The 23,504-nt window shown below is 35.5% G+C and carries 27 protein-coding genes and 3 pseudogenes; 14 read left to right on the forward strand and 16 right to left on the reverse strand.

Going from position 1 to position 23,504, the window contains the following annotated elements:
• Positions 1–139: 139 nt before the first annotated feature.
• Both DNJ77_RS08595 and DNJ77_RS08600 read right to left on the reverse strand, forming a co-directional pair.
• On the reverse strand, positions 140–1,924 hold the full coding sequence (locus tag DNJ77_RS08595; protein WP_116964582.1) for an Hsp70 family protein: 1,785 nt from the start codon (positions 1,922–1,924) through the stop codon (positions 140–142).
• Positions 1,925–2,422 carry a DUF2760 domain-containing protein gene (locus DNJ77_RS08600; protein ID WP_116964583.1) on the reverse strand — a complete coding sequence of 166 codons (498 nt, stop codon included), beginning with the start codon at positions 2,420–2,422 and terminating at the stop codon, positions 1,925–1,927.
• Positions 2,423–2,606: 184 nt separating this feature from the next.
• Here DNJ77_RS08600 and DNJ77_RS08605 point away from each other — a divergent pair, with 184 nt between their 5' ends.
• The 6 genes from DNJ77_RS08605 to DNJ77_RS08630 are packed head-to-tail and all read left to right on the forward strand — an operon-like array spanning position 2,607 to position 6,314.
• Entirely contained in the window at positions 2,607–3,386 is a 780-nt protein-coding gene (locus DNJ77_RS08605) for a lysophospholipid acyltransferase family protein (RefSeq protein WP_239986786.1), read from the forward strand.
• Between the two features lie 5 nt (positions 3,387–3,391).
• Positions 3,392–3,712, forward strand: a complete 321-nt coding sequence (locus DNJ77_RS08610; protein ID WP_116964584.1) for a phosphopantetheine-binding protein — start codon at positions 3,392–3,394, stop codon at positions 3,710–3,712.
• Positions 3,660–3,914 carry an acyl carrier protein gene (locus tag DNJ77_RS08615; protein ID WP_116964585.1) on the forward strand — a complete coding sequence of 85 codons (255 nt, stop codon included), beginning with the start codon at positions 3,660–3,662 and terminating at the stop codon, positions 3,912–3,914. Before DNJ77_RS08610 ends, DNJ77_RS08615 begins: the two co-directional genes overlap by 53 nt.
• Positions 3,914–4,507, forward strand: a complete 594-nt coding sequence (locus DNJ77_RS08620; RefSeq protein WP_116964586.1) for a COG4648 family protein — start codon at positions 3,914–3,916, stop codon at positions 4,505–4,507. The genes DNJ77_RS08615 and DNJ77_RS08620 overlap by 1 nt, the downstream gene beginning before the upstream one ends.
• Positions 4,494–5,852 (forward strand): acyl-CoA synthetase family protein, encoded by a 1,359-nt coding sequence (locus DNJ77_RS08625; RefSeq protein WP_116964587.1) that lies wholly within the window; start codon positions 4,494–4,496, stop codon positions 5,850–5,852. The genes DNJ77_RS08620 and DNJ77_RS08625 overlap by 14 nt, the downstream gene beginning before the upstream one ends.
• A gap of 48 nt (positions 5,853–5,900) precedes the next feature.
• Entirely contained in the window at positions 5,901–6,314 is a 414-nt protein-coding gene (locus DNJ77_RS08630) for a hypothetical protein (protein ID WP_239986787.1), read from the forward strand.
• A gap of 109 nt (positions 6,315–6,423) precedes the next feature.
• Here DNJ77_RS08630 and DNJ77_RS10125 read toward each other — a convergent pair.
• The 6 genes and pseudogenes from DNJ77_RS10125 to DNJ77_RS09965 form a co-directional block, all read right to left on the reverse strand.
• Positions 6,424–6,507 (reverse strand): annotated as a pseudogene (locus tag DNJ77_RS10125) (IS5/IS1182 family transposase); the annotation flags it as partial.
• Positions 6,508–6,560: 53 nt separating this feature from the next.
• Positions 6,561–6,692 (reverse strand): hypothetical protein, encoded by a 132-nt coding sequence (locus tag DNJ77_RS10295; RefSeq protein ID WP_476702590.1) that lies wholly within the window; start codon positions 6,690–6,692, stop codon positions 6,561–6,563.
• Positions 6,693–6,770: 78 nt separating this feature from the next.
• A pseudogene (locus tag DNJ77_RS10300) lies at positions 6,771–7,046 on the reverse strand (recombinase family protein); the annotation flags it as partial.
• Positions 7,047–7,121: 75 nt separating this feature from the next.
• Complete coding sequence (locus DNJ77_RS08645; protein ID WP_116964588.1) at positions 7,122–7,376, reverse strand: DUF2442 domain-containing protein; 255 nt, start codon at positions 7,374–7,376, stop codon at positions 7,122–7,124.
• A gap of 10 nt (positions 7,377–7,386) precedes the next feature.
• Positions 7,387–7,647, reverse strand: a complete 261-nt coding sequence (locus tag DNJ77_RS08650) for a DUF4160 domain-containing protein (RefSeq protein WP_116964589.1) — start codon at positions 7,645–7,647, stop codon at positions 7,387–7,389.
• 276 nt (positions 7,648–7,923) lie between these two features.
• Positions 7,924–8,124: pseudogene (locus tag DNJ77_RS09965) on the reverse strand (IS1 family transposase); the annotation flags it as partial.
• A 359-nt stretch (positions 8,125–8,483) separates the two neighbouring features.
• On the opposite strand from DNJ77_RS09965, the gene DNJ77_RS08660 reads away from it, so the two are divergent.
• The 6 genes from DNJ77_RS08660 to cyoE all read left to right on the forward strand — a co-directional run bounded on the left by DNJ77_RS08660 (position 8,484) and on the right by cyoE (position 13,890).
• Positions 8,484–8,756, forward strand: a complete 273-nt coding sequence (locus DNJ77_RS08660; protein ID WP_157966660.1) for an IS630 transposase-related protein — start codon at positions 8,484–8,486, stop codon at positions 8,754–8,756.
• A gap of 307 nt (positions 8,757–9,063) precedes the next feature.
• Complete coding sequence (cyoA, locus tag DNJ77_RS08665) at positions 9,064–10,056, forward strand: ubiquinol oxidase subunit II (RefSeq protein ID WP_116964592.1); 993 nt, start codon at positions 9,064–9,066, stop codon at positions 10,054–10,056.
• Positions 10,057–10,075: 19 nt separating this feature from the next.
• Positions 10,076–12,106, forward strand: a complete 2,031-nt coding sequence (gene cyoB, locus DNJ77_RS08670; protein WP_116964593.1) for a cytochrome o ubiquinol oxidase subunit I — start codon at positions 10,076–10,078, stop codon at positions 12,104–12,106.
• Positions 12,103–12,708: a cytochrome o ubiquinol oxidase subunit III gene (gene cyoC, locus DNJ77_RS08675; RefSeq protein ID WP_116964594.1), complete on the forward strand. Its 606-nt coding sequence runs from the start codon at positions 12,103–12,105 to the stop codon at positions 12,706–12,708. The genes cyoB and cyoC overlap by 4 nt, the downstream gene beginning before the upstream one ends.
• A 1-nt stretch (position 12,709) precedes the next feature.
• The gene (gene cyoD / locus DNJ77_RS08680) at positions 12,710–13,048 is read left to right on the forward strand and encodes a cytochrome o ubiquinol oxidase subunit IV (RefSeq protein ID WP_116964595.1); all 339 of its coding nucleotides are present in this window, start codon (positions 12,710–12,712) and stop codon (positions 13,046–13,048) included.
• The gene (gene cyoE / locus DNJ77_RS08685; protein WP_116964596.1) at positions 13,006–13,890 is read left to right on the forward strand and encodes a heme o synthase; all 885 of its coding nucleotides are present in this window, start codon (positions 13,006–13,008) and stop codon (positions 13,888–13,890) included. The genes cyoD and cyoE overlap by 43 nt, the downstream gene beginning before the upstream one ends.
• Positions 13,891–14,478: 588 nt before the next feature.
• On the opposite strand, the gene DNJ77_RS08690 is transcribed toward cyoE, so the two are convergent.
• The gene (locus DNJ77_RS08690; RefSeq protein ID WP_420810635.1) at positions 14,479–14,688 is read right to left on the reverse strand and encodes a cold-shock protein; all 210 of its coding nucleotides are present in this window, start codon (positions 14,686–14,688) and stop codon (positions 14,479–14,481) included.
• Between the two features lie 198 nt (positions 14,689–14,886).
• Entirely contained in the window at positions 14,887–15,543 is a 657-nt protein-coding gene (locus tag DNJ77_RS08695) for a thiamine diphosphokinase (protein WP_157966661.1), read from the reverse strand.
• Between the two features lie 146 nt (positions 15,544–15,689).
• Here DNJ77_RS08695 and xerC point away from each other — a divergent pair, with 146 nt between their 5' ends.
• Both xerC and DNJ77_RS08710 read left to right on the forward strand, forming a co-directional pair.
• Complete coding sequence (gene xerC / locus DNJ77_RS08700) at positions 15,690–16,571, forward strand: tyrosine recombinase XerC (protein ID WP_116964599.1); 882 nt, start codon at positions 15,690–15,692, stop codon at positions 16,569–16,571.
• Positions 16,572–17,061: 490 nt separating this feature from the next.
• Complete coding sequence (locus DNJ77_RS08710) at positions 17,062–17,814, forward strand: class I SAM-dependent methyltransferase (RefSeq protein WP_116964601.1); 753 nt, start codon at positions 17,062–17,064, stop codon at positions 17,812–17,814.
• Between the two features lie 144 nt (positions 17,815–17,958).
• On the opposite strand, the gene DNJ77_RS08715 is transcribed toward DNJ77_RS08710, so the two are convergent.
• The 6 genes from DNJ77_RS08715 to DNJ77_RS08740 all read right to left on the reverse strand — a co-directional run bounded on the left by DNJ77_RS08715 (position 17,959) and on the right by DNJ77_RS08740 (position 23,362).
• A complete protein-coding gene (locus DNJ77_RS08715) occupies positions 17,959–18,306 on the reverse strand; it encodes a helix-turn-helix domain-containing protein (protein WP_116964602.1) in 348 nt (115 codons plus the stop codon).
• Between the two features lie 427 nt (positions 18,307–18,733).
• Complete coding sequence (locus DNJ77_RS08720) at positions 18,734–19,834, reverse strand: M14 family metallopeptidase (protein WP_116964603.1); 1,101 nt, start codon at positions 19,832–19,834, stop codon at positions 18,734–18,736.
• Entirely contained in the window at positions 19,831–21,039 is a 1,209-nt protein-coding gene (locus DNJ77_RS08725) for a PLP-dependent decarboxylase (RefSeq protein WP_116964604.1), read from the reverse strand. Before DNJ77_RS08725 ends, DNJ77_RS08720 begins: the two co-directional genes overlap by 4 nt.
• A complete protein-coding gene (locus tag DNJ77_RS08730; protein ID WP_116964605.1) occupies positions 21,039–21,788 on the reverse strand; it encodes a 2,3,4,5-tetrahydropyridine-2,6-dicarboxylate N-succinyltransferase in 750 nt (249 codons plus the stop codon). Before DNJ77_RS08730 ends, DNJ77_RS08725 begins: the two co-directional genes overlap by 1 nt.
• An 18-nt stretch (positions 21,789–21,806) precedes the next feature.
• A complete protein-coding gene (dapA, locus tag DNJ77_RS08735) occupies positions 21,807–22,697 on the reverse strand; it encodes a 4-hydroxy-tetrahydrodipicolinate synthase (protein ID WP_116964606.1) in 891 nt (296 codons plus the stop codon).
• The gene (locus DNJ77_RS08740; RefSeq protein ID WP_116964607.1) at positions 22,694–23,362 is read right to left on the reverse strand and encodes a dihydrodipicolinate reductase C-terminal domain-containing protein; all 669 of its coding nucleotides are present in this window, start codon (positions 23,360–23,362) and stop codon (positions 22,694–22,696) included. Before DNJ77_RS08740 ends, dapA begins: the two co-directional genes overlap by 4 nt.
• Between the last annotated feature and the right edge of the window lie 142 nt (positions 23,363–23,504).

Here is a 23,504-nt window from a genome sequence, read left to right on the forward strand (position 1 = left end):
GATGAATTTATTATTAGTATCCAACATGAGGTTGCTCCTGTTTTTGATTTATTTTGTTTCACGTTTATCAAAACAGGCAACCTCATCTAAGTCAAGATGAATGTCAGATTATATCTAGACTAATACACTTTAAAAATGGTTAACGAATTGTTTCAAATGCAATTTTCCATTGATCATTATTTTCCAATGATTTTGCTGTTAATTCCAATGTTCCTATTTCGGTATGCATTGCACTGATATGAACTGGAACCGACGTACCATTTGTGTAATTATCTGCTGATAGGGTTAATCTAAGTGGCGATAGTTCAATTAACCCAGCTTGCTCCCAATTAGTAAATACATCGCCCAATTGATCATTTACACGGTGGTTGGCAGCAAAGAACCTAAACTCAACGGGCTCCCCCACGATGAGGGAAAAAGTTTCTGCTTCGTAAGTCGTAACCTCACCTGCTTCCATACCTTGAGTAGCAATACAAAGTGCTTCAGTTTGTGGTTGAAAGCCAGGAATCGCAGGCATGGGTGATTCAATTCCAATATAAAATGAATGCGATGCGCCACCTTTAATACGAATACCATTTCCTTGTAAAGCATCAGCAAAAACTGTTGCACCAATGGCTACTGACGTGTCATATTCCGCATTTTCCAATTCAACGGCAAAAACTTTACCTTCTATCTCCAACCATTTATTAATTGTTTGCATAATTTGAGTGCGCAAAATTTTTGGTTTAAAAACACCACCATTGAATAACACGACGCTTGGTGCTACAAAGCTCTGCTCTTTTTCGGCTTGTTTACTCAAAAACAAAGCCAAATGTTTAGTAATTGCTGGCTCTTGCGCATAGGTTAAAGAAAACCGACTCAAACCTGATCGTGGATTTGCTTTGGGGTGATCTGTAATCGATACTTGTGGGAAAAACCCTTGTAAAATAATGCGTTCGACATCTTTTTTAGCCAACGTCTCTGAAACAGCGTTAGCAAAGATATTTGAGGATCTGCCTGGAATAGAAACCGATATTTCATTCAAACTCTTATCACTTAACAGCTTTTCTTTTGCATTACGACAACTATGTACCAAAGCCTGCATTTGCCAAGGTTCTAAGCGCTGACCGCTGTCCAATAAACGCTGTTGCAGCGTATGTGCTAGCATTAAATCAATATTGTCACCACCTATTAAAATATGATCACCTACAGCAATTCTTCTTAGTGCTAAATTCCCGTTATCATCTTCTACTTTAATGAGTGAAAAATCTGTTGTCCCACCACCGACATCAATGACTAAAATAGTATCATCAATCGATAGTTTATCTCGCCAATTTTCATTATTATTAATCCAACCATACAAAGAAGCTTGTGGCTCTTCCAGTAAAATGACATCTTCAAAATCACATAACCTTGCAGCTTCTGCTGTTAAATCCCGAGCGGCTGGTTCAAAGGATGCAGGAATAGTGATGATTATTTTTTGCTGAAATAAAGGCGCATCAGGAAAAGCACTATTCCACGTTTTCTTTATGTGTTCAAAATAATAAGTATAGGCCTCAAGTGGGGAGATGCGTTCAACACCCTCCGCAGCTTGATAAGGTAAAAGCGCTTTTCTCTTATCAATACTGGATTGACATAACCAACTTTTGACACTAGAGATTACTCTATTAGGAGTTGTTTGTGCTTTTAGTTTGGCATGCTCACCCACAATCACTGTTGTTTCACTTTGCCATGGCAAATTTATATCCGACAGAGTGAGTTCAAGTTCACTTGGAATATACAAAAACGAAGGCATGAGTATCTTTGATTCATATTGATTTTTAGCAAAAAATTGAGGTATAGCTAAACTACAAATACTATCCTCGCTCTTTAACCTTTTATAGGTAATAGCAGAATTTGTCGTTCCTAAATCTATCCCAATTAAATATTTTGCATGATGAGACACTTATATCACCTCCACTTCAGCTGGTTGTAATATATTCAGATTCGCTTCACTCGTTACATTGGGCAAGTAAATTTCCTTTATTTTCCACCCTTGATGAATCAAACGACCGTGTAAAACATTTGTTTCACTTACGTTACCTGTTAAATCTATGCTTTGACGATCAAAACCTGAGTGTAATGTAATTTCGCTATTTTCTTTTTCTAGGCACACAGGTTCTATTGAACAATAACCATACAATGCTTTTTGGCATTTATTGTGTATTTCTCTTGCTACAGCCGCAACCTGAGTATCATCATAATGATCTAAGTTTTGATGTAGAAAATCGATAAGCCTTCCTTTTTTTTGTAATATAGCTAGTAGTTGCTTTGCTGAGTTTGTATCCATTTCCCCTTGTTGAATATTGGTGGTTGATGAATATGTCTCTGTGTTATTCTCAGTTACAAGTGTGCCTGTAAAAAAGCACTTCAAACGTTGCTTCCATGAGAGTTTAATCAACATGCTTTGATTCCTAAATACATCTCTTTAATCATGCGTATAGTTAGTTTAACTCAAGCCTATATCAGCTACAAACCATTTTACGAGGTTTATAATCCACGATTACATCAAAAGTATTTCATGTTTTGACTAGTAATCTTATTTAACCAATAATTACAACTAAAAATTATGGTTAACTAACGATACAATGCTTATTTTAAAAAAGGTTAATTATTTATGGCGGCTTTTTGCAACAGGGCTATGTTTTTTATTGTTTTCTATTGGTAGCTTAATACTTGGTTATCTGATCATTCCAAGTGTAATTGCCATTTCTACAATCACAAAATCCAAAAAGTCAAAAAAGCATATTGTACAATATTGTATATATCTGACTTTTAGATACTTTACCCAAACCTTGTCATGTTTAGGTTTAGTTGATTATCAATTTAATGGCTTTGAAAAATTGCAACAAGATCAAGGTACTTTATTTCTTGCAAACCACCCAACCTTGATTGATTATGTTTTGATTGTTTCTAAACTTCCTTGTTGTGACAACATCGTAAAAGCATCACTATGGCAAAACCGCTTTGTTCGCAAAGTCATATCAGATGCAAGCTATATTCCTAATATTAATCCAGAACAGACTTTTGATGGTATAAAAAATACATTGTCAAAAGGTAATAACTTATTGCTATTTCCAGAAGGAACACGTAGCTCACCAAATAAACCTATTACGTTAAAGCGAGGGGCTGCACAAATTGCATTAAGAGCAAATGCACCAATTCGAGTGATTTATATCACTTGTATTCCAAGCACACTGGCAAAAAACGATAAATGGTATAAAATACCCGCCAAAAAACCAGTCTTCACATTAACTGTTGGTGATCTTATAGATCCCTACTTGATTTTGCAACAATGTAATGGTTTACCTTCTGTTGCAGCAAGAAGACTGACAAAAATACTTGAAGAACAACTACAAGGCAAATAATAGCAATGAGCAATAAACAACTTGAACTTGAGCTTAAAAATCTCATCATTGAGGTGCTGAATCTCGAGGACTTAACCGCTGATGATATCAATAGTGATACATTATTATTTGGAGATGAGCTTGGTTTGGACTCCATTGACGCACTTGAACTTGGTGTGACCCTCAAAAAGAAATACAATATTGAGATAGATAGAGAAAATGAGGATATAAAGCAATATTTTGAATCTGTTGCAAAACTTGCACAATTCATTAAGCAACAAAAAAAGACAAAAAATGATCACATCAAAAGAAAAAATTCATCAAGAATTAAAAAGCATATTTGCTGAACTTTTTGAACTTGATCCCCAGAATGTCACATTGCAGGCAAAATTATATGAAGACCTTGACTTAGATAGCATTGACGCAGTTGATTTAATTGTCTATCTTCAAGGCAAAACAGACAAACAATTTAAGCCTGAAGAATTTAAGTCAGTAAAAACGGTCTCTGATATTGTCGACATCATTCATCAAGAACTCAGTAATAAATAATGTCATTTCGCACTGTTGCTACAATAATCATCGGAATATTAATAGTTTTATACCCATTTATTGTATTTATTGGTTTTCATACTCTGCCTATCAAATGGTTATATCTATTATTAATTTGCTTATTTGCAATACGTGCGGTTTTTTCATCCAAACAAAAAAATCAAAGACATATAAGCAAAAAAATTTTTGTATTTGCTTCTTTAGGAGGGTTGGCATTTAGCCTATCAGGGCTTATGTTTGAGAACATTTTTTTTGTTAAGTTTTATCCAGTTATTATAAGTTTGCTTTTTTTTATTGTTTTCGCAACTTCATTGACTCAAAAGGAAAATGTTATCTATCAATTTGCTAAGAAAACTTCATCTAAAGAACTACCACATTTTGTGGTTTCTTACACCAAAAAGGTCACAATTTCATGGTGTTTGTTTTTTTTATCTAATGGCTTAATTTCACTTTATACTACTATGTTCAGCTCAATGAAGGTTTGGATGTTATACAATGGTTTTATTGCTTATTTTGCGATTGCAACCATGATCACAGCTGAGCTTATTATTCGATTTTTTGTAAAGAGAAAATATAAAAATGATAGTCTTTGATTTTCTATCATTTTCAACAAATACAGCAGATAAAGTTATTTTTTGCCATGACAAAAAAGATATTTTTCTATCTCAAATTCAAGATCAGATTTTTTTACTTGCGTCTAAACTAGTTAACTATTCTCAAAAGAATATTGCACTTTATTGCGATGATATTTACCATTTTTGTATTGCCTTTTTTGCTTGCCTTATTACTGATAGAACAACTATTCTGTTACCAAATAATACTATTGGTGTAAAAAAAGAGTTAAAAGATCATTATGACGCTTTCTTAACTTTTGATGTATCTAAAAACAGTTTCACATTAGATGGTCAAACTATAATTTTAACTGAAAAAAATAATGTCACTCAATCCAAAATTAGAATGACAACCATATCAATTGATGATTTGCAACAAAAAGAAATTATTTTTTTTAGCTCTGGTTCAACTGGAACACCTAAAAAAATCACCAAACAATTTAGCTATGTTTTAAACGAAGTTATTGTTTTAGAGAATATATTTGGACAATATACAGCTAAGCTTTCAACTTTTTCTAGTGTTAGCCATCAGCATCTATATGGCTTTATTTTTTCCTTTTTATGGCCGCTATTAACTTGTAAAAAAATCTATACCAAACTGATTCGCTATCCAGAAGAATTACAATTTAATTTGAAGTACAAAGAAAAATTTACCTTTATAACAAGCCCAACCTTATTATCTCGTTTAGATTTCAGTGAAAAATTAAATAATATTATATGCTTTATCGCAGGTAGTTTGCTTAAAACCGACATAGCGCAGAAGGTCAAGCAAAATCTACAATTAGAGCCATTTGAAATTTTAGGTAGTAGTGAAACAGGGATTATTGCTTGGCGTCAGCAGCTAAAAAATGAGCGTTGGCATTGTTTTGATAGTGTTCTCCTTCATCACAATTTTGAAAACTTATTAGCCGTTAGTTCTAATTTTTTTCCTGAAAAAATTTTAAGTACAGGTGATAAAATCCAATACCTTAATGATAAAGAATTTATTTTACTAGGACGTTCGGATCGTATCGTTAAAATTGAAGGCAAACGCTTATCGCTTACTGAGCTTGAAAATAAGCTTAAATTACACCACTGGATTGAAGACTGTTATGCTTTGAACTTACATAAAAATCGTGATTATATTGGTATTTTTATTGTGCTATCTCTTGTAGGTAAAAGTCAAAAACTCAACCAATCAGCACATATCTTTCACAGTCAATTACGTGCACATTTAAAACAGTGGTTTGAAAATATTTTGCTACCCAGGGCTTTTCGTTACGGCAATGAAATCCCATTAAACCAGCAAGGGAAAGTTGATAAAGATGCTATTGCAAAATTGTTTTAACTTCTTTTTGAAAAAAATATTCTCCAATTTTGATCAAAACGTTAACATATGCAAAAAATTAACCAATCACTTAGTATGGATAAAAATAAATTTGAATACCATCATATGGGCATTCCAACAACTAAAAGAAGAGCTGACGAACGCTACAGCTCAACCTTCAAAATGTATACCACAAAAGGACATAATTCTTTTAGAATACAATACCATCGCTTTGAAGTTGGTTGCCCACTTCATCCACTCATTCAATCTAAACCACATGTTGCTTTTAAAGTTTATAATCTAGATAAAGCAATTAAAGGTCATAAAGTCATTCTTGAACCTTATAGTCCATTTAATGGATTTAAGGTCGCCATGATTGAAGTGGAAGGAGCTCCTGTTGAATTAATTGAAACAAGTTTAACCGAAGAGCAAATCTGGAATGACGATCATAAAGGATCCCATGTCTATCCTGAGAAAGAATAAAATCTTTTTAAAACAAAGCTTTTAGCCGATCTACTAAAAAGTTTAATTTTTTGCCAAAAGACTAGGTTCTGTAAACCAAATTTTTTTACCACAGCCATATTAAACTTCCCTAAATGTGCAAAAACCCACTGAAACTGATCATTCTTTTATCAAATCTAGAAAAAACTCTGCAACAGTGTTTCAGCTTAGAAAAAAGCACTCAATCACGCCCCTTGTGGAAGAACCCCCAAAAAGATGGATCGTTATTTAATCATCCATATTAAACCTTGCTGCACTAGGAATCCAGCGATATAAAATAGGAATGGAAATACCTAAATCTTTTGGTAATAGACCACTTTCAAGTAGCTTTTTGGCAGATTCTAATTTGCTGTCAGTCATTTTCCTTTTACGCCCATCGACTCGACCATTTTTCTTAGCGGCCTACAGCCCTGCTTTCGTTCGCTCAATGATGAGCTCTCATTCCATTTCTGCAAGAGATCCCATAACATGAAAGAAAAATTGACCTGATGGCGTCGATGTGTCTATTTGATCTGTGATACTTTTAAAGTTGACTCCCGCTTTATCTAAAGTTGAGACGACATCAATTAAATGCTTAAGGGATCGGCCTAATCGATCAAGTTTCCAAACAACAAGAGTATCCCCTTTTCTTAATACCTCAAGCGCCAAGTTTAAACCTTCTCTGTTTACTTTACTGCCTGTTGATTTGTCATCATAAATTTTCTCACATCCAACATTAAGTAACTCTTTATGTTAGAAAGATAAATTTTGATCTTACGTACTTACACGCGCATAACCGACCAGCATACCTTACTCTAAAACCCATTGACCATTTTTTTTAATTTCTGTGTGCATAGCATCAGGTGCAATATCAAGTTCTCCAGGCCAGGTAACAGCGCCATGGCTAATGAAAGCTTTGTTAAAATAGTCTTCATCTTTTAGTACTTCAAAGACACCTGTGAGGTGAGACGGTTTAAATTTCACCACGCCTTCTAAGCCGTCTTCAAATTTTACTTTAAGCATCAGGTGCTGTTGTGGTACAACTGAGGTGACATTCCAATACATGTGTATACTCCTACCGTAGTGGCTCAATTTTATAGGGCATTTTTTTCTGGGTGCATAGTTCCCAATCAAGCAGTAATTCTTTTTGATGCAACTCAGACCAGTCTAATATAAGGTTGAGCGCTCGCCGTGGTAAATTACCTTCTAATATTTTTAGTTCTTTAATATCGATAACACCTTGGTATTCTCCATAAATGGCATGAAAATGTGGTGGTGCATGATCATTCCAAAACATTTGGATAATAATCCCATAAAATGAGCTGATTGTTGGCATAAGCACTCCAAATATTCTCATAACGCATAAAAAGTATATAATGCCGCCTTATTAGATTCAAGAATGGTTTTTGAGAACATCGGACGCTTGAGAAATCATTGTCACAGCTATTCTCAATAAAACTGCTCACAAACGACCATTTTTAAGAAGGAACCCATGTTGAATAAAAAACGTATTTCATTGCTGACAGATTCAGAAATTGATGGGCTTTTTCAAGGAGTAATTGCGTTAAGAGATCTTAACACTAGTCCTATACTCCGTCCCCATTCAATACGGTTAATGTAAAGCTCGATAACGATATTGTAAATTAACTCTGCTTTTTGAAAAGCAGATACTTTTCCTGGCAAGTCGCTTTATTCTGATCCTAAATGTCAAAAACTTACGCCCAATCTTCTGTGTATTACGTTTCCCTATGTCATGATATTCATCGGGAATATATTTGGAATAGCTATGCCAGTCATCACTGTAGAATAGTTCAACCGTGAAACGTTTTGAGAAGTAATTACAAAGCTTTCATGCATATGTCTACCAAAATAATAGGCAACAATTTGACTTGTCTTGTAGCAGCTATACTTTTGAACTCCTGCTGGATTCGATTTTAGCTTATGCTTGCCTGCCTTAGTCGTTTTATTAGAATTGCATGATCTGCAACAAACGTCAATTTTTGCCATTTTTGATTTAAGAGTATGAAAGCAAATGTGCTAGATAACAACACTACCCATTTTACAACCCTGCCAAAACCTTTATTTCTACGCAAATAAGTATAGTCATTCTAAAATAAACCAATCCATAATATATTGATAAGCTTTAATTGGTAGAAACTTTTTATGGAACGGATGTCATACAGTATAGATTTGAAAAAGCGTGTCGTTAATTTTGTGCGAGCCGGTGGCTCAAAAGCAGAAGCTTGCAGGCGCTTTTCTATAAGTAAGTGGTGCATTGACCAATGGTGTAAACGAGACGATTTAGCACCTATTTCACCACCAGGACGTCCTCGCAAAAATTTAGATTGGAAGACTCTAAGAAAAGACATTATGGAAAAGCCTGACAAAGCTCTGAAGAGAACATGCCAAAGAGCATGGAGTGAGAATAAACGCTATTTGGTATGACTGCAAACAAATGGGAATAGTCATAAAAAACGACTAAATATTGTGAACGTTGCCATGAAAAGCGCATCAGCTATTTGAAAAAACGAAGAATGTATGGTGACTACGACAACCTAGATCAGCTGATCAAAGGGATGGAAATATATTGGAATGACTATAGTTGTAAACTAATTGATAAATATTTTGAAGCATACCTTTTTATCTACAAAGTGAGTCTGCACGGTTTTAATTAGTAAAAAAATGGCTATACTATGACGCTAGGTTGTTTCCAATAACCTACCTAGATACAAAGGAACTAAGGAAAATCAATATGATCAAGCATTTGCACTTTTTTATATCTTGCATAAAATGGTTGCACAGCTCTCTGTTACTGTTTTCGGTTAGATATAGAAAACTAAACCCCCAAAAGAGTAGTGCAAGCCCTTTATTAATAATTGCAGGATTAGTCTCTCTTTTATTATTAAGCGGCTGTAGCTCTGGTGTGTTAGACCCACAAGGTCCGATTGCACATCATGAATTAAGATTACTTGTATTTGCAACTCTATTGATGTTGATTGTTGTACTACCTGTGATTTTTTTAACTTTCTGGTTTGCCTGGCGCTACCGTGCATCCGCAACTAAGTCAAAATATCGCCCTGAGTGGTCGCACAGCACAATTCTAGAGATTATCTGGTGGACCATTCCGTGCGTTATTATTTTAATTTTGGCGATTGTAACTTGGGTGACAACACACTCACTTAATCCGTATAAACCATTAGAGTCTGATAAAGCACCAGTTGAAGTCGAAGTAGTTGCACTTGATTGGAAATGGATGTTTATTTATCCTGAGTATGATATTGCTACGGTGAATAAACTTGTCATTCCTGTTGGACGTCCAATTAACTTTAGAATCACGTCGGCTGCCCCTATGAACTCTTTCTTTATCCCGCAGCTAGGTGGACAGATTTATGCGATGACTGGGATGATTACGAAGTTACATTTATTAGCACAAAATCCAGGTCAATACCGCGGCTTTTCAGCAAACTATACAGGTCTGGGGTTTGCACATATGCAGTTTTACGCCGATGTAACTTCTGAGCAAAACTTTAATGACTGGATTGCTGAAGTAAAAACGGATAAGAAAACATTGACATGGGAATATTTCTGGGATCATTTGATGAAACAATCAATTAACGACCCAGTAACTTATTATGGGCACGTTGATAAAAATCTTTTCAATGAGATCATTATGTATTACATGATACCAAACTATAAGCGTGGCATGATGGGGCATATGCACCATATGTCAGAAATGAGTCATTAGTAAGAAATAGGAAAAAAATATGTTAGAAACGTTAATTGGAAGGCTCAGTAACCCACATGATGTCTTCCCATATTTGTATGAACCTATCAGCCAGCAATTAATCTTCCTTGGTATGTTTATACTCATTGTCATTGGTGGTGCGGTAGTATTGGGTGGTGTTACTTACTTCAAGAAATGGGGATACCTTTGGCGTGAATGGTTTACAACTGTAGATCATAAAAAAATTGGAATCATGTATATCATTGTTGCAATGGTGATGTTATTTCGTGGTTTTATGGATGCAGTGATGATGCGCGCGCAACAAGCTTTAGCATCAGGAGATCATACTGGTTATTTAATCGCTGAGCACTTCGATCAGATTTTCACTGCACATGGCGTAATCATGATTTTCTTTGTAGCAATGCCACTTATGTTCGGTTTGATGAATATTGTAATACCGTTGCAAATTGGTGCACGTGATGTAGCATTTCCTTATCTAAACTCTTTAAGCTTTTGGCTTTTTGTTGCTGGTGTTGTTTTAGTTAACATGTCATTATTGATTGGAGATTTTGCTCACACGGGTTGGTTGGCTTATCCACCATATTCTGAGACTGCCTACAGTCCTGGAGTGGGGGTTGATTATTGGATTTGGGCGTTGCAGATATCCGGAATTGGCTCTTTAATGACAGGAGTAAACTTCTTTGTCACCATTATTAAAATGCGCTGCAAGGGCATGACATTAATGAAAATGCCGATCTTTACTTGGACTTCTCTTTGTTCAGTTGTTCTCATAATTGCTGCTTTCCCTGTGTTAACTGTAACATTAGGGCTTTTGACACTCGATCGTTATTTTGATATGCAGTTCTTTACCACAAGCGGTGGTGGAGATCAGATGATGTACGTCAACTTGATTTGGATTTGGGGTCATCCTGAGGTTTATATTTTGATCTTACCTGCGTTTGGTATTTTCTCTGAAATCACAGCGGTATTTTCAAGAAAATACTTGTTTGGCTATGCAACAATGGTATGGGCAACTGTTGTTATTACCATCCTTTCTTTTTCAGTATGGTTACACCATTTCTTTACGATGGGGGCAGGAGCAAATGTCAATGCTTTCTTTGGTATTATGACAATGATTATCTCTATACCAACCGGTGTAAAAATCTTTAATTGGTTGTTTACCATGTTCCGTGGACGAATTACCTTTACTACACCAATGTATTGGTTAATGGGCTTTTTGGTGACTTTCACAATCGGTGGTATGACAGGTGTATTGTTGTCCGTGCCAGGAATTGATTTTCAAATGCACAATAGCGTGTTTTTAATTGCTCATTTCCATAATGTTATTATAGGTGGTGTGGTATTTGGCTATTTTGCGGGTCTTATCTACTGGTTTCCTAAAATGTTTGGCTTTAAGCTGAATGAGCGCTTAGGAAAGTGGTCATTTTGGTGCTGGATCATCGGTTTCTTTGTTGCCTTTATGCCATTATATTATTTAGGTGCAATCGGGATGACCAGACGTTTATATCATTATGATGCATCAACTGGTTTCCAACCTTGGCTCATTGTCGCTTGGGGTGGTGCAATGCTAATTGCAGTAGGTGTTTTTCTGCAAGTTTTGCAAATCATTGTTAGTATTAAAGATCGTCATAAAAACCGTGACTTAACAGGTGATCCTTGGGATGGGCGCACACTCGAGTGGGCAACCCCTTCTCCTGCACCATTTTATAATTTTGCATTTGATCCTGTGGTTGACTCACGAGATGGTTTCTGGGAACAAAAGCACAAAGGTTTAAATATTGAAAACAGACCTGTATCTGAGAAAAAAGGTTATCAAGATATACATATGCCACGCAACACCGGAGTTGCTTTTGTAATTAGCTGCTTTGGCTTGGTATTTGGTTTTGCGATGATATGGCATATTTGGTGGTTAGCAGCAGTTGGTTTAATTGGAGTTGTAAGTTCAATTATTGCACGTTCGTTTAATTATGATATTGACTACTACGTCAAAGCAAAAGAAGTTGAAAAAATTGAAAATGAAATTAAAAAGATGAATAAGGTCGGTATATGAGCGCCACAACTGTAGAAAATCATTATAACGAACACCATCATCACTTTGATGGTTCTAAAAGCGTTTTTGGCTTTTGGATATATATTATGAGTGACTGCGTATTGTTTGCGACTTTGTTTGCAGTATACGCAGTTTTTCACACTCATACTTTTGGTGGACCAAGTGCAAAAGAATTATTTAGCCTACCATTTGTCTTTGTTGAAACGATGCTTCTTTTGATCAGTAGTTTTACTTTTGGTTTGGCGATGTTATCTCGCACAACAGGGAATACAAATACAGTCAATGGTTGGTTATGGGTGACTTTCTTCTTAGGTCTAGGGTTTATTGTTATGGAATTTTATGAGTTCCATCATCTTTATATGGAAGGGCATTCGTGGACGCAAAGTGCGTTTCTATCTTCATTCTTTACCTTGGTGGGCACGCATGGTTTACACGTAACTATTGGTTTGATCTGGATTTTGAGCATGATTTTTCAAATCCGTAAGCATGGTATTACACCGATGAGCAAGACAAAACTTACCTATTTAGGTTTGTTCTGGCATTTTTTGGATATCGTGTGGATTTTCGTATTCTCTATTGTTTACTTGATGGGAGCAATCTAATATGTCTAAAAAACACTTGTACGATCATGATACTGGATCAGCATACGGAACCTATAAAACCTATATCACAGGCTTCTTATTATCCGTAATTATTACAATAATTGCTTTTTGTATTGTTGGCTTTAAGACATTTCCACCTATTGGCTTATACATATCTGTTTCCATTTTAGCCTTTATCCAGCTATATGTACAACTTGTATTTTTCCTTCACTTAAGTACAGATTCAAAGGCGCGTTGGAACTTAATTAGTTTTGTCTTTGCAGTTATTGTAGTATTAATTTTGGTAATCGGTACACTATGGATTATGTTCAACCTTTACAGCATGATGATGGTCATGTAAACCTAATGAAGTTCATCAAACTGGTCAAACCCGGTATTATTTTCGGCAATATTGTTACCTTGTGTGGTGGCTTTTTTGTTGCAGTACAAGGCAATTTTTCATGGAGCGTATTTTTGAGCGCACTTTTTGGCATGGCATTTATAATCGCTTCTGGCTGTGTGCTTAATAATTACATCGATCGCGACATTGATCAGTTGATGAAGCGCACCCAAAACAGACCTTCTGCTTGTGGTCTTGTTTCGCTTAAATTTGCATTAAGCTATGCTTTTATTTTAGGTGCCATTGGCTTTGCTATATTATTGGTTGGGACAAATCTATTAACCATAATTATTGCGGCAATTGGACTTTTTGCATATGTTGTGGCATATACTTTATGGTTTAAACGTAATTCCATTTTTGGTACGGTTATCGGTGCAATTTCAGGATCAATACCACCAGTCATAGGTTATACGGCGATGACAAATCACTTTGACTTGGTTGCGGTTGTGTTGTTTGTCATTTTATTTTGTTGGCAAATACCACACTTTTTTGCAATTGCGATTTACCGCAAAGATGATTATGCCGCAGCAAACATTCCAGTATTGCCACTAAAACGTAGCATGCTTTATACCAAAGTCAATATACTGTTGTTTGTACTACTATACGTTTTGGCAACATTCATGCTCATGATTGTTGCCACAGTACACCTTTTGTATTGTGCTGTTGCAATTATTTTAGGTGCGACTTGGATAATGTTAAGTATTCAAGGTTTTAAAATGGAGAATCATGAACAGTGGGCACGTAAAATGTTTTTATTCTCTATTATCAGCATTACCCTGCTGAGTATCTTTATGGCAATTTAGCTATCTCTCTCATATATTAGATAAAATAGACCCCCTTATCTGATCAATTCGGTTTCTTAAGAAAATACCAAGCATATACAAATAAGGAATCTAGCTATGAGTCTTAAACTACTTAGCATAGATATTGCAAAGAACATTTTTCAATTACATGGTAATGATAATAGTGGTAAATGTGTATTTAAAAAATGAATACGTCGAGATACATTAACTACAACATTTGCTAATTTGCCAAAAGGCACAATCATTATGGAGTCTTGTGGTGGCAATCCACTGGCATAGAAAATTTATGGTTATGGGGCATTAAACGAACGTTTACCCTCTATTTTTGAAGATATAATATAAATAATGAGTTGACTTCAATGTCAAGGTTGCCACTTCAAGAATTAGAAGTGATTATACTTTTTAATAATCTTAAAATTATCCATTTTTAAAATGAAAATGGATTATATTTATGAACATTTAAATAAAGACCATTGCATTAATGAGCGAATCCATATATGGAATTAACCCCTATATATGAAGAAAACCACTAAATAAAAAAGGGTTGCCAAAACTGTCAACCCTTTTTAGTTTTCCATATGCTTAAAATTATCTTGTGATTTGCACGTTCACTGCTTGTGGACCACGACGTCCGTCTTCAATGTCAAACGTTACACGTTGATCATTTGCCAAGGTTTGCATTCCACCTAAAGCGGTCACATGCACGAACAAGTCCGCCCCGCCATTATCAGGTTTAATAAAGCCAAAACCTTTAGCTTGGTTAAAAAATTTCACTGCGCCAGTTTGTTGCGACATAATCCTATACTCTCTTATTTATTAATTAAACTAAAATCGACTCCATGTATTTAAAAGGTTTTGTGTTTAATAGTCACCTCCTCATCCTGAATGACATTAAGGTGCATAATAAACGACAAAAATCAATCAAAGATCAAAAAGTCATGCTCAGTATAACAGCAGTTGTTAAAAATAAAATCGTTTTATCGTGTCAAATGTAAACTATTTTTCAGATATGAATTGATGGTAATTTTGATGTGAGATGAAAATTATCCCTTCTCCTTGTTTATAATCAATAAAAACTTCTTCACAGATAGCATGATTACGCGTCCCAATTTTATTACTGAATTTAAGCGTTTCATGATCAAGATCAAATGCAAATCCTTTCAAGGTCAACTCATGTAATTCAAACAATGGCACGATTGAAATCATTTTGCCACGCACCTTTTTAAGGTGCGTTCTAGCTGTTAAAAAATAGGAAATACCATACACATCGATCATAGTCATTTTAATTTGAGCTTTATATGCTAATGCGCTAGAAATATTTCCGAGATAATGATCCATTTCGCCTCCACCAAAACCAAATATGATCACCTCTTGAAACTGATTGTCAATCAACCACAATAATGCTTTTTCAAAATCGGTGGTATTTTGATCATAGTATAATTGATATGGCACGTGCGTTTTATGTGCTTGTTCAATAGAATCACCATCACCAATTATGAGTCCAAGCTTCTTACAAATCGTGCTAGAAACTTTAATCTTATTGAAAGCACCGTCCGCACAATAAATAGGTAGGTCATTATAATAGCGCTTTATATACGATTGACAAAATGGCAAATTGATTTCACCATTAATAAATAATATTGCTTTCTTCATTGTCTCAATTATCTCAAAAGTTTTATTTTCGCTCGTATAAAAACTCAACCTCTTATATTCATCACAAATCATTTTACAGCCTTTCTGGCTTTAAATTTTGCGCGATGGGTATATACTTTTAGCACAAGACATAAATCTTAACCGTTATGCATCAACACATTACTACATTTTTACGCTATTTAAAATCACAGCGTAATTATGCTGATCACACACTTTGCGCCTATCAAAATGACTTATTGACGTTTGAACAATTTTTAGATTCTGCAAATAAATCCCTTGTCGATACACGTAAACAAGACGTCCAATTATGGCTTAAGAAACTCCATAGCCAAGGAATCAGCGCAAAATCCATACAACGTAAATTAAGCGCCATTAAATCTTTTTTTCACTATTTTGTTCATGAAGAGATAATTGATCAAAATCCAGCCTATAGCGTCAAGGCACCTAAAGCAGCCAAAAAACTTCCTAAAACACTTGATGTTGATCAAATGCAAACACTGTTAAATTATCAACCAGACGATAGCCTTGAAATTCGGGATCTTGCTATGCTTGAATGCGTTTATAGCAGTGGTTTACGCTTAAGTGAACTGATTGCGCTTAGCTTTTTGCAGCTTGATCTATCACGTAGGCTTATTCGTATAATCGGTAAAGGTAATAAAGAACGAATCGTTCCACTTGGTGAAAAGGCATTACTGGCGCTAAATAGATGGGTTATCGTGCGAGCAACCCTCAACTGTGACCATGACTATATCTTCACTACCCTTCAAGGTGTACCAATTAGCGCTAGAAACGTCCAAAAGCGATTTGAAAAATTTGCCAAGCAACATGCTCCAAAACACATTCACCCACACATGTTAAGGCATGCTTTTGCAAGCCATTTACTAGAATCTTCCAAAGATTTAGTCGCAGTACAAAGTTTACTAGGTCATAGCGATATTTCTACAACTCAGATCTATACCCATTTAGATTTTCAACAACTTGCAAACGTTTATGATCAAACCCATCCACGCGCAAAAAGGAAATCTTAATTATTCGAATCCTGACACTTTGATGGACAATGTTAAAAATTGGCAACGATAAACATAAACCAATAAAACTATTGAGTATGTTCCAACCTAGTATAAAATGCTGAGATAAATTGATGATCACCAGTATGAAATTAACCAAAATAATCAGATATACCCATGTTATCTACAGGAAAGTTCAGAACAGCGGATAAATTTACGATGATCAAGTTGTATATCTCTAAATCAGTTAAGCTTGAGAATCGTTCAAGTGCTATTCAGGCATTCCAGATGTCATAAGTGGTAAAGCGGACAGAAAAATGTTGTCATATATGGGGTGGATGAGGATAAAAGTTAATTCTTATAGTCAAACATTATTTATAAATCTTATAATTGCCTTAAAATATGAAAGCGAAGTTGAATATCATTATATCACAGCAGCTGATTTAAGTTGGCAAGCAGTTAATATTGTGAGTGTTTATATGTATGCGTTAAAGTGACTAGGAGTTGAGTAATGATGAACACAGTTTATTACTTACCAAAGGATAACAACTATATTGAAGTACCTCAAAGTATCTACGTTCGTACTTTGAGCACTCAACTTCAAAGTGGATTTTACTTAACTTATATCGATCAAAAACTGACTCTATGCCACACCAGCTCTAAGCTCACACTTTGCGTTGATTTTGCGAATGTTGAAATTCAAAATCGCATTAAAACGAATGCTGCTAAGCTTGATTTAGTCAAAGCTGTTGAAGGCAAGCGTAAAACTCAACTTTCCATCCTTGATATGACAGCAGGCTTAGGACAAGATAGTTTTTGTCTTGCTTCACGCGGTCACCATATCACTGCTATCGAGCAAAATCCTTATGTTTTTCTGCTTGTCAATGATGGTTTAATTCGTGCTCAACAAGATATAAAACTACAAGATTCAGCTAGTCGAATTAGACTTTATTTTGCAAACGCTATAAATTTTGCCACACTTGATTTATCACATCAAGCTTATGACGTTATCTATCTTGATCCGATGTTTCCTGAACGACTTAAAAGTGCTAAGGTTAAAAAAAACATGCAATTACTTCATCAACTTGTTGGTATTGATGAGCAAAATAATGATGCTCTTTTTCTTTTTGCGCAAAGCTTCTTTGCAAAAAAAATTGTCGTTAAGCGCCCACGCTTAGGCGAATTCTTAGTTGGGAAAAGACCCACCAGCCAACTCATAGCAAAAAGTAGTCGTTTTGATATTTATGCAAGTCATACAACTTAAATCAGATAAAAGCTAAATATAAAAGATTTATCATCTGTTCAATAAAAAGGTTGATCTTAGCTAAGATTGATACTGATCATCTTACTTTAGTCTTAAACTATAGATATAGCTTTGATCGAGTTTTTGATGGCACATTTTACCCCATCATTGAGATAACTTTAGTCCTATGTTAGGAAATAACATGTCGTATGATTTTTCGACTCTAGTATGTTGTTCCGTTAATAAATTCTCAATCGTAATACCCAGATAATTGGTTATGGCTAATAAAGTTAATATGGTTGGATTACATTTACCGTTGACAATTTTACTCACTGTTCCTGTCGACAGTCCAAGTTCTTTACTCAACTCAACACTATTAACATTCTTTTGATACATGTAAATTTTAAGGTTCGTTCCAATAATATTTAATTTTTTATAACCATCAATTGCATTCACTTTTAAAGTTTCAATTTTCATATTCACACTCAAGTTCACTTTAACTAACTCATACATAAAAAAATTCTAACTTGAAATAAAAATTTGTGCAACAAAACTATTGCAATAGTATTCAATAATTGATACGCTTGATCGGAGTCATTATTAAGGTCACCCCCATACCTTAATGCTAAACACCCCTCCCTACATGAAAAGGATTTACTCAACTAGCAAGGAAATGACTCAAGTCCCATTATTACCTGAGAACTCTATCTTCTTTAAAGAAGATAAAAGGCATTATGCCTAATTTTTTGGATAACACAAGTTATTTTTTTGAAATTTATGTTTGTACAGGATGTTTTTTCATTTGAGTAGCTCTTGAATTGGTTTTTGATAAGCGTTAGTAATCATAAGCAGCAGAACTTCTTTTGCTTTAATCAACTAAACTAAATTCCACATTTTTAAATAACGGCGATACCATTTGCGTAAGGTTAGTCGTGAAATACTATAAAACTACATTCAACAAATGACTTCCTTGTTGTAATGCACCTTTTGCATTAATGCTGATAACAAGTCCATTAAATGGAAAAGAAATAGAGATGGCTGTTTGACTCGACATTTTAAGGCATCTACCAACCAGTTGATCTTTTTTAATAACGTCTCCTGGTGCAATAAACCATTCATATAAACCACCATATAGCGCATGCAGTGCTTTGAAGTTATCTTCGTTATGAAAGGTAACACGACTTGATAGGGCATTGCTACTATCTGAATATGGCTGAACAACTTTGTGATGAGCTAGGTAGTTTAGAATGCGCAATGCTTGCATTTGTGCTTTTTGACTATTGATTAATTCTTCTGAACCTAACTCAAGTGTGAAACTTTCAACGCCAACAACTTCTTTTCTACCTAATTCACCAAACGCTCTTTGTAGACTCCACCAAGGATAAAACCCTGCTTCGTCTAACGCACCATTGCATTTGTTTTCGATTAAAAACACATGCTCAAAACCAAATTTCTCGGCGCTGTTTTTTGCATATGCAGGGCTATAAAGATAATCAATTGAATGCGTATCGGTATGTAAATCTAGAATAATATCTGCTTCAAGCGCATGTTTTTGCATCGTGTAGTTTAAGCGTTTAGCGCGTGATAGCATATATTGATTTGCTAAAGCTTGATCAATTTGTTGATATAACACTTCACGCAAAGCCTGTTTATAAACTTTCATATCACTTTTAAGATGTGTTTTAGCAAAATCATGGTAATTAATATCAGGTTTAAAGTAATAACGGTTCCAATTATCGCCATTTGTTGAATCAAACCGACCCTGGTGACCTGCACCTATGAGCATATCGCGTCCAATCGGGTTGCATTGTGGAATAATTGTAATATCGCCTAAAGGTTGCTTATTTTTAAAATACTTGAGAAGTACCAAAATAACGGCATTACCCTGAATTTCTGATGCGTGCATGCTTGCTTGAATATAAACTTTTTTGGCAGCAGAATCACCGCCTTTTATAACAAGCTTAGTCACCTCTATTGCCTCACCAGCAGCATTTTCACCTACTTTTATTTTTTGTTCTGAAATATATTCATATCCACTCATACTAACCAACTCTGTGCGTTTTTTGTTTGTCTTATTATCCTAATGTGACCCTTATTAAAAACTACCTCAGCAGGTAGCTTGTGGCATAAAAAAAAAGGCATACTTTCAGTAAAACCATAAGCACCTGTTGTATGAAATACCAAGTAATCATTTATATTCACATCATCTGGTAACTGAATTTGTCCAAGCTGATCTAAATTGGTACATAACGAACCATGCACCTGAATAGGTATGAGCTTAGCAAAACTTTGGCGTAATAGAGTTGTTGGAAATGCTTCCCCAGTAATGGCAGGTCTAAGCAAATGCTGACTCCCTCCCTCAACAACAAGTAAAGTTTTACCATAGATTTGTTTACGATCAACAACGCGTGTCAAATAAACACCACATTCAGCTACTGCGTAACGACCTAATTCAAGCCAAAACTGAAGCTTTGGATAACTATTGATTAAATTTTTCAATAATATTTCAATATCTTTTAATACTAAAGGGACTTGTAATTGAGTATATGGAACACCTAATCCACCACCTAGGTCAAGCACTCGTAAATTTATGTTAATCTCGTCTGCAAGCATATTAAGCGTTTTAGAAATCGTAAACCAAATCTGTTCAAGCTTGTCTTTAGATAAAACATTGCCCCATTGAAAGCAATGAAAGCCGATGATATCAACATAATGACTTCGTTGTTTATTTTGCTTAAAATAATCTACCCAATCTTGTGGTGGCAATCCAAACGGGGTGATACATTTGCCACCTAAAACATTTTTTTCGCTCAAAGCCCACTTAAGCTGCACCCGCAATAAGACTTGTACGTCAACCTTTTTTTGATTCACAATGTTCGTTAAGTCAACCAATTGCTGAATGCTCTCTATCACAAAAACACGAACACCTCTATCAATAAAATACATAAGCTGTACATAGGATTTAGCAGGTCCTGTGTGAAGAATACGCTGAGACAGAACACCCTGAGCTAACACCTGCTCAAGCTCACCGATACTTGCAACATCAAAGCACATTTTTTCAGTGGCTAGTGTTTGAATAATGCAAGATAGTGGATTGGCCTTTAATGCATACCAAAGCTTAACAGGAAGAGAACTAAGCTTTTTAATATGTGATGCCAGCACATCTAAGTCATAGTAAAAAAATGGTGCATCAATCTGTTGGACTAAGCTTTGCAAATATGGTTCATGCAAGTTAAGATCAAACATTAGCGCAATGCCTCCTCTAGGCTTAGTGCTTGATCACTCTTATCGTCACGATATTTTACAATAATCGGACAAGCCGCTTGCAAGCTATTTTCCTTTGCCCAAGGTTGTAACAATGGGCGTGTACCAGGGATCACAACCGCACCCTCTGGGATTTTTTCACTTTTATCTAAGATCCTTTCATTGACACAGTCGTAAACGTTAACTCCTTTTGATAGTACCACTGATGGTGCAATTACTGCGCGTTTACCAATTACTATTCCTTCAACAATAATCGCTCCAGCACCAACAAAAACATAATCTTCTATGATCACAGGATTCATACCGATTGGTTCTAATACACCTCCTATTTGGACGCCTGCTGATAAGTGAACGTATTTACCAATTTGTGCACATGAGCCAACCAATACGTGACTGTCAAGCATCGTATTTTCATCAACATACGCACCTGTATTAACATAAGAAGGAGGCATAATTACGACCGATGGTGCAATATAGGCACCTCTTCTGACAGCTGATCCTCCTGGTACCATACGTATACCATCCTTAACGCTAAAAAGCCTAGGTGGCAAATTATGCTTATCAACAAACCCATGATATGCTGCGTCAAAATCTTTATTTTTTCCAGCTTTAAACGCCTCTAGAATCGCTTGTTTGACCTCAATATTTACCTGCCAATCACCATTATCTTTTCGGCTGGCTGACCTTAGTTTACCTGTTTGTAAATCTGCTAAAACTTGTTCCCAGTTCATGTTGTCCTCAGTTTGTTTTTATACTACAGCTGTGTAATATGCCTTAAGTATTTCATCAGCTTCACTAAGTTGTGCCAAGCCAGTAAGCTCACTTGCCACTAAAGGCGCTCTTAAAGTATTGCTTGCAATTTTATTAGTGTGAGCAAGCCAAACTTTTGCGGGAATCGGATTTGCCACACTAAAACAGGCCTTAGCTGCTGTTTGCCACAAGCTTTGTTCTTCATTTGTGATCTTACCTGCTAAAGCAGCTGTAACGTAGCATTTAGTTTCGATAGGCCAAAGATTGGATACAACTGATACCAAGCCTTTGGCGCCAACCTGTGCTAGTTCTGGCATCATTGCATCCTCTCCACTATATACAGCCACTGAAGATGCGATCTCAACATAGCGTTTGAAACGTTCAATATCACCAGAAGCCTCTTTTAATGCCCATAGGTTGGGATGCTCTTTTAATGCATCAAACGCCTGAAAGCATAAATTAACTCCTGTGCGAGAAGGAACGTTATACAGCATACAAGGTTTTTGAGAACGATCCAAAAGTGTATTAAACCAGGCAATTTGCCCTTGTGTTCCTGGTTTAGCATAAATGGGTGTTACTATTAAATAACCATCTATTTTCTGCTGGTTACAGAAATCCAACCACTGTACTTGTTGTGGTAGCTGATAACCACCTACTCCAACTAAAAGTGGGACGTTTAGGTTTAAAGCACAAGTAAATTCTACGACTTGACACTGCTCGGTAAAAGTAAGTGCCAATGCTTCACCTGTACTACCCAAAATTAATACGCCACAATCAGCATCTTCTTGCTGTCTTAATAATCTTTCAAAGCTTACAAAGTCGATTTTCCCTCCATCTAACATTGGAGTGACAACCGCTGTATATAAAATATTATTTAAATTTATTGTCATAAGACACCTCCTACTAATTCATCAAACTGATAAAACCCGATGAGTGGTTCATTTTTACAGACAAAACGCGCTGCCCATATCGCGCCTTGTGCAAATAGTCTTCTATCATGAGCGGTATGTTTTAATTCAATCTTTTCATAAGGGTTGCTGACTACAAGCCTATGCTCACCTTTTACATCTTCTTTGCGAATAGATTCAATTGGGCAATTGTCAACGCTAAGCCATTTTTGCCATGAAATTGCCGTTCCACTTGGCGCATCTAGCTTCTCTATATGGTGCGTTTCCAACAGTGCAAACGAGGTATTTGTCACTAAGTTTTGCAGATTGCCTAATGTACTAAGCATTTGTTTAATCAATACCATCGACAAGCTAAAATTATTGGCTACTACCCAAGTTTGGGCATTTTGGTTAACGCTATCAATAATTTCATCTGTGTAGTCAAATCCAGTTGATCCACACACTACCATAACCTTACTTTGAAGCAAAATGGGTAAGATTGAACGTAGCGCTACAGCATTAACAAAGACAATCGCAACGTCTGCCTTGTTAAGCTTTTCCACGGTAACCAAATTTTGAGAGTCAAATATATCGCTTATTTCATTATCCTTCAATAAATCAATAACGGCTTGTCCCGTTTTGCCTTTACCAATTACAGCCACTTTCATATCACATTATCCTTATAAGTTTGAAGGAAAATTTGATCATAAATCCTTTTGATCAGCATCTTTGCATTTTTTTATTTACTAATTAAGCGAATATTATGCCTACTTGCGCTATGACTGAAAAGATGAATATGATCATAAGACA

It is taken from the genome of Fastidiosibacter lacustris, from assembly GCF_003428155.1.
Classification (GTDB): domain Bacteria; phylum Pseudomonadota; class Gammaproteobacteria; order Francisellales; family Francisellaceae; genus Caedibacter; species Caedibacter lacustris.

What these genes read in the sequence shown, in the direction of transcription:
- DNJ77_RS08615 (WP_116964585.1), top strand. Translation starts at nt 3,660, where the DNA reads ATGATCACATCAAAAGAAAAAATTCATCAAGAATTAAAAAGCATATTT.
- DNJ77_RS08710 (WP_116964601.1), top strand. Translation starts at nt 17,062, where the DNA reads ATGATGAACACAGTTTATTACTTACCAAAGGATAACAACTATATTGAA.
- DNJ77_RS10295 (WP_476702590.1), bottom strand. Translation starts at nt 6,692, where the DNA reads ATGACTGACAGCAAATTAGAATCTGCCAAAAAGCTACTTGAAAGTGGT.
- DNJ77_RS08715 (WP_116964602.1), bottom strand. Translation starts at nt 18,306, where the DNA reads ATGTATGAGTTAGTTAAAGTGAACTTGAGTGTGAATATGAAAATTGAA.
- DNJ77_RS08625 (WP_116964587.1), top strand. Translation starts at nt 4,494, where the DNA reads ATGATAGTCTTTGATTTTCTATCATTTTCAACAAATACAGCAGATAAA.
- dapA (WP_116964606.1), bottom strand. Translation starts at nt 22,697, where the DNA reads ATGACAATAAATTTAAATAATATTTTATATACAGCGGTTGTCACTCCA.
- DNJ77_RS08660 (WP_157966660.1), top strand. Translation starts at nt 8,484, where the DNA reads ATGTCATACAGTATAGATTTGAAAAAGCGTGTCGTTAATTTTGTGCGA.
- DNJ77_RS08650 (WP_116964589.1), bottom strand. Translation starts at nt 7,647, where the DNA reads ATGCCAACAATCAGCTCATTTTATGGGATTATTATCCAAATGTTTTGG.
- DNJ77_RS08740 (WP_116964607.1), bottom strand. Translation starts at nt 23,362, where the DNA reads ATGAAAGTGGCTGTAATTGGTAAAGGCAAAACGGGACAAGCCGTTATT.
- cyoC (WP_116964594.1), top strand. Translation starts at nt 12,103, where the DNA reads ATGAGCGCCACAACTGTAGAAAATCATTATAACGAACACCATCATCAC.
- cyoA (WP_116964592.1), top strand. Translation starts at nt 9,064, where the DNA reads ATGATCAAGCATTTGCACTTTTTTATATCTTGCATAAAATGGTTGCAC.
- DNJ77_RS08605 (WP_239986786.1), top strand. Translation starts at nt 2,607, where the DNA reads ATGCTTATTTTAAAAAAGGTTAATTATTTATGGCGGCTTTTTGCAACA.
- DNJ77_RS08645 (WP_116964588.1), bottom strand. Translation starts at nt 7,376, where the DNA reads ATGTATTGGAATGTCACCTCAGTTGTACCACAACAGCACCTGATGCTT.
- DNJ77_RS08720 (WP_116964603.1), bottom strand. Translation starts at nt 19,834, where the DNA reads ATGAGTGGATATGAATATATTTCAGAACAAAAAATAAAAGTAGGTGAA.
- cyoE (WP_116964596.1), top strand. Translation starts at nt 13,006, where the DNA reads ATGGATTATGTTCAACCTTTACAGCATGATGATGGTCATGTAAACCTA.
- xerC (WP_116964599.1), top strand. Translation starts at nt 15,690, where the DNA reads ATGCATCAACACATTACTACATTTTTACGCTATTTAAAATCACAGCGT.
- DNJ77_RS08725 (WP_116964604.1), bottom strand. Translation starts at nt 21,039, where the DNA reads ATGTTTGATCTTAACTTGCATGAACCATATTTGCAAAGCTTAGTCCAA.
- DNJ77_RS08620 (WP_116964586.1), top strand. Translation starts at nt 3,914, where the DNA reads ATGTCATTTCGCACTGTTGCTACAATAATCATCGGAATATTAATAGTT.
- DNJ77_RS08610 (WP_116964584.1), top strand. Translation starts at nt 3,392, where the DNA reads ATGAGCAATAAACAACTTGAACTTGAGCTTAAAAATCTCATCATTGAG.
- DNJ77_RS08600 (WP_116964583.1), bottom strand. Translation starts at nt 2,422, where the DNA reads ATGTTGATTAAACTCTCATGGAAGCAACGTTTGAAGTGCTTTTTTACA.
- DNJ77_RS08730 (WP_116964605.1), bottom strand. Translation starts at nt 21,788, where the DNA reads ATGAACTGGGAACAAGTTTTAGCAGATTTACAAACAGGTAAACTAAGG.
- cyoD (WP_116964595.1), top strand. Translation starts at nt 12,710, where the DNA reads ATGTCTAAAAAACACTTGTACGATCATGATACTGGATCAGCATACGGA.
- DNJ77_RS08630 (WP_239986787.1), top strand. Translation starts at nt 5,901, where the DNA reads ATGCAAAAAATTAACCAATCACTTAGTATGGATAAAAATAAATTTGAA.
- DNJ77_RS08695 (WP_157966661.1), bottom strand. Translation starts at nt 15,543, where the DNA reads ATGAAGAAAGCAATATTATTTATTAATGGTGAAATCAATTTGCCATTT.
- cyoB (WP_116964593.1), top strand. Translation starts at nt 10,076, where the DNA reads ATGTTAGAAACGTTAATTGGAAGGCTCAGTAACCCACATGATGTCTTC.